This is a genomic window from Kitasatospora sp. NPDC057512, assembly GCF_042802135.1.
In the GTDB taxonomy this organism is placed as follows: domain Bacteria; phylum Actinomycetota; class Actinomycetes; order Streptomycetales; family Streptomycetaceae; genus Kitasatospora.
On sequence record NZ_JBHVET010000331.1, the window covers coordinates 1 to 8,716 of the forward strand.

Here is an 8,716-nt window from a genome sequence, read left to right on the forward strand (position 1 = left end):
CCTCTCCCCGAGGCCGCTGCGGCGCCTGTCGCGTTCCGCGGTCCGGCCGCTATCGTCGGTCGGGTCCTACCGGGGTGCGGGGAGCACTCCGGGGCCAGCTCCAGGGGGAACTTCCATGACGACGCCACCGCCGCCGGTACCGAACGGGCCGGGGTACGGCTTCCCGCAGCAGCCGGGCGGGGGCGGCTTCGGCCCGCCGCCGGGACTGCCCACCGCGCCCGCCCCCGGCCCCGGGCGGAGCGGGAACCTGCGGCGCAACGCCGTCTGGGCGTTCGTCGGGGCGGTGACCGTCTCGGTCGGCTGGGCCGCCGCCGTGATGGCCGTCCCCGGCCTGGTCAGCAGCGACTCCTCGCCGCGCGACCTGCGCGGCTACCACCTCTCCGACGACTTCTGCGCCACCGGGAAGCCCACCAGGCTCCTGCAGACCTACTCCGTCTCGGACACCTCCAAGCCGACCCACCACACCGACCGGCACCCGGCGCTGGACAGCATGAACTGCTCGATGTCGCTCAAGCGCACCGGCGGCACCGGCGACGGCGAGTCCGCGACCCTCTACATGCGCGCCGACCTGCACAAGGCGGTCAACCCGGCGCCCGAGCTGGCGGCCAACAAGGAGCTCTACCGGGCGCGCGGCTACCAGGTCACCGACATCGCGGGGCTCGGCGAGGAGGCGTACTTCCTGTACAAGGACGACGGCTCGGACCAGTACCACAGCGTCTACGCCGAGCTGGACATCCGCGACGGCGGGATGACGTACTACGTCACCTACTCGGCCGGCTACACCGAGGGCAAGGGCAAGCCGCCGACCAAGGAGGAGCTGCGCACCGCCCTCCAGTCCGACGGGCAGGACACCGTGCGGGCCATGAGGAAGTAGGGTCCCGCGGGCGGGCCGTCCGGGGCGTCAGTAGGCGGGCCGGGAGCCGGCCCGGGAGGCCCGGGCGACGGCGACCACCGCGCGCTCCAGGGCGTAGGCCGGGTCGTCCGAGCCGCCCTTGACGGCGGCGTCGGCCTGGGCGATCGCGGTCAGCGCGGTGGCCACCCCGTCGCCCGTCCAGCCGCGCATCTGCTGGCGGACCCGGTCGACCTTCCACGGCGGCATGCCCAGCTCGCGGGCCAGGTCGCCGGGGCGCATGTTCCGCCCGGCGCTCGCCAGCCGGCCGATGCTGCGCACGCCGGAGGCCAGCGCGTAGGTGATGCCGGTCGGCGGCTGGCCGACGGCCAGCGCCCAGCGCAGCCGCTCCAGCGCCTCCGCGGCCCGGCCGGTGACCGCCAGGTCGGCGACCTCGAAGCCGGTCGCCTCGGCCCGGCCGCTGTAGTAGCGGGCCACCACCGTCTCGTCGATCGTGCCCTCGACGTCCGAGGTCAGCTGGTGGCAGGCGGCCGCCAGCTCGCGCAGGTCGCTGCCGAGCGCGTCCAGCAGCGCCTGGCTGGCCTCCGGGGTCGCGGAGCGGCCCAGGGTGCGGAACTCGCCCTTGACGAAGGCCAGCCGCTCGCTCGCCTTGGCCAGCTTGGCGCAGGCCACCTCGCGGCCGCCGGCCTTGCGCCCGGCGTCCAGCAGGCCCTTGCCCTTGGCCCCGCCGGCGTGCACCAGCACCATGATCACTTCTTCGGCCGGGGCCTCGATGTACGCCTTGACCTCCTTCACGGAGTCGGCGGAGAGGTCCTGCGCGGCCCGGACCACGATCACCTTGCGCTCGGCGAACAGCGACGGCGTGGTCAGCTCGGCCAGGCTGCCGGGCTGCAGGCCGCCGGGCGGGAGGTCCCGTACGTCGGTGTCCGGGTCCGCCGCCTTCGCCGCCGCCACCACCTGGGCGACCGCGCGGTCCAGCAGCAGCTCCTCCTGGCCGACCGCGAGGGTCAGCGGGGCGAGCAGGTCGTCGGGTGCACTCTTCCTGGCCATCGCGTACCAGCATCCCACGGGCCGCGGACAGTCCCGCCCGACGGAGCGGGCGGCCCGACCTGGACAATGGCCGGGTGAGCGAGAACCACACCACCGACCTCCCGGACGTCGCCGACCCGTACGCCCGGCAGCTGCTCGTCCTGCCCGACCGCGACACCGCCGAGGAGGCCGCCGAGGAGCTCGGCGCCGCCCAGCCCGACCTCGGCGAGCTCGAAGTCGTCCGCGACGCGCTCGCGGGCGAGGACGACGCCGAGGACGCCCAGTGGCTGGTCGTGGCCGAGGCCCCGGAGAGCGGCTGGACCCCGGCGCTGCTGCACGCCCTCGACAGCCTCGCGGCCGGCTACGAGGGCTGGCGCGAGGAGGCGTGACGGCCCGAGGGCCCGGGGCCTGAGGGACCGAGGGCCCCGGGGCCCCCGATCAGAAGTGCGGGGACTCGGGCGCGCCCCCGAGCCGCAGCTCGCCGACGCCGTCCAGGACCTTCTCCGCCGAGGCGACGTGCCGGCCCGCCGTGATGACGTCGCGCAGGCAGCGGTCGAGCGGGGTGCGCTCGGTGTAGACCGCGGCCGATCCCACGGCGTCGTACAGGAGTTGGACCGCCTCCCGGCAGGCCCGGTGGGCGAACCGGCGGGCCAGCGCCGCCGTGCCGCGCTCCGGCGCCAGATCCTCCGCCTGGGCCGCCCAGGCCTGCTCCAGCGTGCGGTACACGTAGGCGTCCGCCGCGCCGATCAGCGACTCGGCGTGCGCGAGGTCGGCCCGGACCCCCGGGTAGGGCAGCGCGGTGCGCCGGGCGGAGAGCAGCTCCCGGGCGCAGGCCAGCGCGGCCCGGCCGATCCCCAGCGGCACGCCCGCCATCTTGAGGGCGAGGTTGTCGGCGCGCAGGTGGAGCGGCTGCGCCCGGGTGCCGGACGGCGCCAGGGCGAAGGTGTGCCGCTCCGGGACGAACAGGTCGGCGACCTCGATGTCGTGCGAGCCGGTGCCGCGCAGCCCGGTGGTGTGCCAGGTGTCGAGCACCCGGACGTGCGCGGCGTCCAGGACGGCGACCCTCGGCGCGCCCTCCGGGGTCAGGAACCCGGCCAGCACCCGGTCGGCGTGGGTGATCCCGCTGGCGTGGGTCCAGCGACCGGTCAGCAGGTGGCCGCCGCCGTGCCGGACCGACCGCCCGGTCGGCGGCAGCACCGTGGCGGTGATCAGGTCCGGGTCCGGGAACAGCTCGGCGAAGACGTCCTCGGGCAGCGAGACCACGGCCAGTGAGGCGTTCAGCGCGACGGACGCGCACCAGGCGACCGAGGCGTCGCCCTCGGCCAGCAGGTCGATCGCCCGGGTGGTCTCCGGCACGGTCAGCTCGACCCCGCCCAGCCACGGCGGCAGGGCGGCCCGCAGCAGCCCGGTGGCCTTCAGGCCCGCCAGGACGTCATCGGGGATCCGGCCCAGCCGTTCGGTCTCCGGCGCGGTGGCCGGCAGGCCGGCGGCGAAGCTCCGTACCCGGTCCAGGACCGAGGCCGCGGTGCGGGCCGTCCCGGTGCGGGCCGTCCCGGTCCGGGGCGGCAGTTCGAGGGTGGTCATCCGGTCCTCCTGGCTCGGCTGGTGCAGTGGGGTTTCTCCGGGCGGCGGGTCACAGGTCGTTCAGCGCCTTGTCGAGCTCGGCCGCCAGGGTCTGGAGGTACGGGGCGCGCATGACGCTGTAGTGGTCGCCGGGCACGTCGACGCTCTCCGCCCGGTCGCCGAGCAGGTCCAGCCACTGCCGGGTGGTGGCCGTGGTGGCCCCGTCCATCGCCCGCAGCAGCCGGACCCGGCCCCGGTACGGGACGGGCCGGTGCTCGGCCAGCGCCCGGCTGAGGCGCAGGAACCGGCCCGCGAGCCGCTCCAGGGTGGCGCCGTCGATCTCCTCCGGCAGGACGCCGGCCCGCCGGGCCCGGGCCAGCAGCTCCTCGATCGGCGAGCCGGTGCCCACGGGCTCGAACTCCTCCGGCCCGGGGTTCCAGTCGTGGCCGGCCAGCCCGGCCAGGTCGCGGGCGAACCGGGCCAGCAGCGCCGGCTCGGCGGCGGGCTCGGTGCGGCCGGGCGGTTCGAGCAGGTCCACGGCCGCGACCAGTTCGACCGCCGCGCCCCGGTCGGTGAGCAGCCGGGCGGTCTCCAGGGCGATCACCCCGCCCATCGACCAGCCGCCGAGCCGGTACGGGCCGTCCGGGAACCGCGCGGTGACCGCGTCGGCGTAGTGCGCGGCCAGCTCGGCCACGCTCCGCGGGGCGGGGTCCGCCTCGGGGTACTGGAGGGCGTGGACCGGCTGGTCCTCGTCCAGCAGGGCGGCGAGCCCGGCGTAGCAGAGCACGTCGCCGCCGACCGGGTGGACCAGGAACAGCGGCGGCCGGGTCCCGGTGCCCCGGACGGTGACCAGGGCCGCCCGGCCCTCGTCGTCGGCCCGTTCGCGCAGCACCCCGGCGAGCGCCTCGACGGTCGGCCGGGCGAGCAGCGTGGCCACCGGGAGCGAGCGGCCGGTGCACTGCCTGATCCGGGCCATCATCCGCACCGCGAGCATCGAGTCGCCGCCGAGGTCGAAGAAGTTGGCGGTGACGTCGAAACCGGAGGGGTCCGTGATGGCGCCGTCGGTCGCCGCGGGAGCGCCGAAGAACTCGGCCCAGATCCCGGCGAGCAGCCGCTCGGCCTCGTCGCGCGGGGCGACGGCCCCACCGGGGCGCGGGGCCGCGAGCCCGGGCGAGGGAAGCCGGCGGCGGTCCACCTTGCCGTTGTCGGTCAGCGGCAGCTCCGGCAGCAGCACGATCCGGGCGGGCACCAGGTACCCCGGCAGCTCCCGGCCGAGCGCCGCGCGCAGCTCCTCCTCGGAGGCGTCCGCCACCGCGTACCCGACGAGCCGCCGCGGGCCGCCGCGCTCGCCCTCGGCCACCACGACCGCCGCCCGGACGTCCGGCCGGCGCAGCAGCGCCGCCTCGACCTCGCCGAGCTCGATCCGGTGGCCCTGGATCTTCACCTGGAAGTCCGCGCGCCCCAGGAACTCGATGTCGCCGTCCGGCAGGTAGCGGCCGAGGTCGCCGGTGCGGTAGAGCCGCTCCCCCGTCGCCGGGTGGCGCGGGAAGGCCGCGCGGGTCTTCTCCTCGTCGCCGAGGTAGCCGCGGGCCAGGCCGGTGCCCGCGATGTACAGGTCGCCGGGGACCCAGGCCGGGCGCGGCCGCAGCGCCTCGTCCAGGACGTGGAAGCGCTGGTTCCGCATCGGCCGGCCGTACGGGATGCTCGTCCGCTCCGGGTCCACGTCGGTGATCGGGTGCAGGATCGACCAGATCGAGGCCTCGGTCGCACCGCCCAGGCCGACCACCCGCGCGTCCGGCAGGACCGCGGCGACGGCGCCGGGGAGGGTGACGGGGATCCAGTCGCCGCTCATCATCACCAGCCGCAGCGGGAACGGGCCGCCGAGTGCCCGCACGTGCTCGACGAACATCTCCATCAGCGCGGGCACGCTGTTCCAGACCGTCACCCGGTGCCGGGTCACCAGGTCCAGCCAGGCGGCCGGCTCGCGCTGCGCCGGGGCGTCGGGCAGGACCACGGCGCCGCCGACCGCGAGCAGACCGAACACGTCGTAGACCGAGAGGTCGAAGTTGAACGCCGACAGCGCCAGCACCCGGTCGTCCCCGGTCACGCCGAACCGGTCGTTGACGTCCCGGATCGTGTTGACCGCGCCGGTGTGCTCGATCATCACGCCCTTCGGCACCCCGGTGGAACCCGAGGTGAAGATGACGTACGCGAGGTCCTCGGGCCGGGCCGGGGAGGGCGGCAGCGGGCCGTCCGCGCCGGTGTCCTCCGGCTCGGTGTCGACGTGCAGCGCGCGGGTGCCGTCCGGCAGGTCGAGCCCGGCCGCGACCGCCGAGCAGGTCAGCACCAGGCCGATCCCGGCGCTCTCCACGATCATCCGCAGGCGGGGGCCGGGCACGGCGGCGTCGACCGGCACGTAGGCGGCCCCCGCCTTGAGCACGGCCAGCGCCGCGACGACCTGCTCCCAGCCCTTGTCCATCACGATGCCGACCAGCGCGCCCGGGCCGGCGCCGTACCCGATCAGCCGACGGGCGATCCGGTCGGAACGGCGGTCCACCTCGCGGTAGTCGAGGGTCCGGGCGGCGGTGATGACGGCGGGCGCGTCCGGCCGGGCCGCGGCCTGCCGCAGGAACGCGTCGTGCAGCAGCTCGGCGGGGACGGGGCCGTCGGTGGCGTTGACGGCCCGGCGGACCGCCAGGTCGGCCTCCGGCGCGAGCACGACCGGCGGGCGGCGCCACGCCCCCTCCTCGCACAGGCCGCGCACCAGGTCCAGGTAGGCCTCCCACATCCCGTCGACGACGCCCTCGGGGAACACCTCCTCCACCACGTCCCAGTTCAGGACCAGCTCGCCGGCCTCCTCCAGGGCCTGGTGGTCGAGCCACACCTGCGGGGTGCGCACCGAGCTGGAGGCCAGCTCGCCGGCGGTGCCGAGCCCGGTCAACGCGGTGAGCGCCCCGCGCCGCTCCGGGCCACCGTCGGCGGTGTTGTCGCCGTTGTCGCCGGCACCGTCGTCGCCGTTGGTGCGGTCGTCGCCGTCGCTCCGGGCGGAGAAGCCGATCGTGCTGGTGAAGACCACCGGCATGCCCGCCAGGCCCGTCCCGCCGCGGGTGCGGTTGAGCTCGCGCAGCACCTCGACGCCGCTGACGTGGCCGTGTTCGAGGTCGGCCAGCAGCTGGTCCTGGAGGCGCGCGGCGCCCGCGACGAAGGCCTCGCCGGGGGCGGCGTCGACCTCCAGCAGGGTGGTGGCGCTGAGGTTGCCGACCACCCGGCCGGCGTCCTCGTGCAGCGGCCGCCGGTGGAACGCCAGCAGGTTGAGCGTGAAGCGCGGCGAGGCGCTCCAGGCGCCCAGCACCTGCGCGTACGCGGCGCACAGCGCGGCCGAGGGCGAGAGGCCCGCCGCCGCGGCGTGCTCCTTGAAGCGCCGCCACGCCCCGGCCCCGACCCGGGCCGTGCGGTGGACGAACACCGGCCGCCGGGGCGCCGGGCCCGGGCGCAGCGGCAGGGCGGGCGCGGGCGGCAGCGAGTCGACGCGGGCCCGCCAGTAGGCGAGCGACCGCTCGCGCCCCTCGGCGTCCGCCCCGGCGGCGGCGAGCACGTAGTCGCGGTAGGTGACGCCCGGGGCGGGGGTCGCGGGCGCCCCGTGGCGGTAGGCCTGCGCCCACTCCCGGAACAGCAGTCCGGCGCTGCGGCCGTCGATGATCAGCGCGTCGAAGTTGAGGTGCAGCCGGGTGGTGCGGGCGTCGAGCCGGGTGGCCCGGACGTCGAACAGCGGCCAGACCTCGGTGTCGAAGACCTGGTCCCGCATCTCCCGGTGGATCGCGGCCAGGCGGTGCTCCCGCTCGGCCGGGTCGCAGGCCCGCAGGTCGACGGTGGCGATCCGGTACTCGGGGACCTCGGCGAGCACCCGCTGGTGCCCGTCCCGGGAGACGACCGCGCGGAGCATGTCGTGCCGGTCGACGAGCTGCCGGAAGGAGGCGGCCAGCCGGTCCGGGTCGGTGTCCGTCAGGTCCACCTCGACCAGGAAGGAGGTGGAGACGTTGCCGAGCTCGAAGGCGTCGGTCCGGCCGACCAGGTAGGCCTGCTGGAGGTCGGTGAGCGGGAAGGGCTCGTGGCGGGCCGCCGGGTCGGCGACCAGCGCCGTCCCGGGTCGTCGGGCGGCGCCTCCATTGTCGCCGTCGCCGCCGTCGCCGCCGTTGTCACCGTTGTCGCCGCGTGCGGCCCGGACGGCGTGGGCGATCGCGGTGACGCCGCGGCCGTCCAGCAGGTCGCGCAGCGGGAGGTCCACGCCGAGCCGCCGGGCGAGGGTCTGCCGGATGTCCATCGCGATCAGCGAGTCGACGGCCAGACGCCGCAGCGGCAGCTCCCGGTCGTCGCCGGTGACGGCCGCGCCGCGCGCCCGGCCGACGATGCCGGCCACCAGCTCGACGACGTCCTCGGCGGGTCCCCGCGTCGCGGGCGGCTCCGTCGCGGGCGCGGTGGGCGGCAGGGCCTGCGGCACCGCCTCCAGGCGGACGCCGTCGGCGAGCGCCACCGGCGTACCGTCGGGGCCGACCAGCCGTACCTGCGCGACCAGCGACCCGTCCGGTGCCGGTGCCCCGGCGTGGCGGGGGGCGCCGGTCCAGAGCCAGTAGCGCTCGCGCTGGAACGGGTACCCGGGCAGGCGCACCGGCGGCCCGGCGGGCTCGCCGTGCACGCGCGCCCAGTCGATCCGCGCGCCCCGGGTGTAGAGCGCGCCGAGGCTGTCGAGGAGGGTGCGCCGGGCGTCCTCCCCCGGGCGCAGCGACGGCAGGACCACGGTGTGCCCGGCCGCCCGGACCTCGTCGAGCAGCGGCGAGGCGGGCCCCAGCTCCACGAAGGTGCGGTGGCCGTCCCGCAGCAGCGCGGCGAGGCCGGCGGCGAACCGCTCCGACCCGGCGGCGTCCGGCCCGCCCGTGTCCGGCCCGCCCGTGTTCCGGACCGTACGGGCCGCCACCAGCGCGTCCTCCGGGCTCATCGTGCCCGTGACGCACGCGGCCACCAGCTCGCCGGTGCCGTGGCCGAGGACGGCGGCGGGCCGCACGCCCCACGAGCGCCACAGCTCGGCGAGCGCGTAGCCGACGGCGAACGGCGAGAGCCGGCCGCCCGGCGCCTCGGCGCACTGGTCCAGGGCGCGGCGGAAGACCGGCTCGGCCTCGGCCAGGACGGCGACCGCCTCGGCGTCCGGTCCGGCCAGGGGGCCGGTGGAGCCGGTGAGGAGGAACACCGGGCCCCGGCCGCCCTCCGGGGTCCGGGTAC

5 protein-coding genes are annotated in these 8,716 nt (G+C 76.8%); 2 read left to right on the forward strand and 3 right to left on the reverse strand.

Translation table 11 applies throughout. The features are described 5' to 3' along the window. The first annotated feature begins 115 nt into the window (after positions 1–115). Entirely contained in the window at positions 116–874 is a 759-nt protein-coding gene (locus ACFU6K_RS21575; RefSeq protein ID WP_380665345.1) for a hypothetical protein, read from the forward strand. A gap of 27 nt (positions 875–901) precedes the next feature. Here the strand turns inward: ACFU6K_RS21575 and holA are convergent, their stop codons facing one another. After that, positions 902–1,900 (reverse strand): DNA polymerase III subunit delta, encoded by a 999-nt coding sequence (holA, locus tag ACFU6K_RS21580; protein ID WP_380665347.1) that lies wholly within the window; start codon positions 1,898–1,900, stop codon positions 902–904. Between the two features lie 74 nt (positions 1,901–1,974). On the opposite strand from holA, the gene ACFU6K_RS21585 reads away from it, so the two are divergent. Beyond that, on the forward strand, positions 1,975–2,268 hold the full coding sequence (locus ACFU6K_RS21585; protein ID WP_380665348.1) for a hypothetical protein: 294 nt from the start codon (positions 1,975–1,977) through the stop codon (positions 2,266–2,268). A 49-nt stretch (positions 2,269–2,317) separates the two neighbouring features. Here the strand turns inward: ACFU6K_RS21585 and ACFU6K_RS21590 are convergent, their stop codons facing one another. Further along, on the reverse strand, positions 2,318–3,463 hold the full coding sequence (locus ACFU6K_RS21590; protein WP_380665349.1) for an acyl-CoA dehydrogenase family protein: 1,146 nt from the start codon (positions 3,461–3,463) through the stop codon (positions 2,318–2,320). Positions 3,464–3,512: 49 nt separating this feature from the next. Continuing rightward, positions 3,513–8,684: an amino acid adenylation domain-containing protein gene (locus ACFU6K_RS21595; RefSeq protein WP_380665351.1), complete on the reverse strand. Its 5,172-nt coding sequence runs from the start codon at positions 8,682–8,684 to the stop codon at positions 3,513–3,515. Positions 8,685–8,716: the final 32 nt, after the last annotated feature.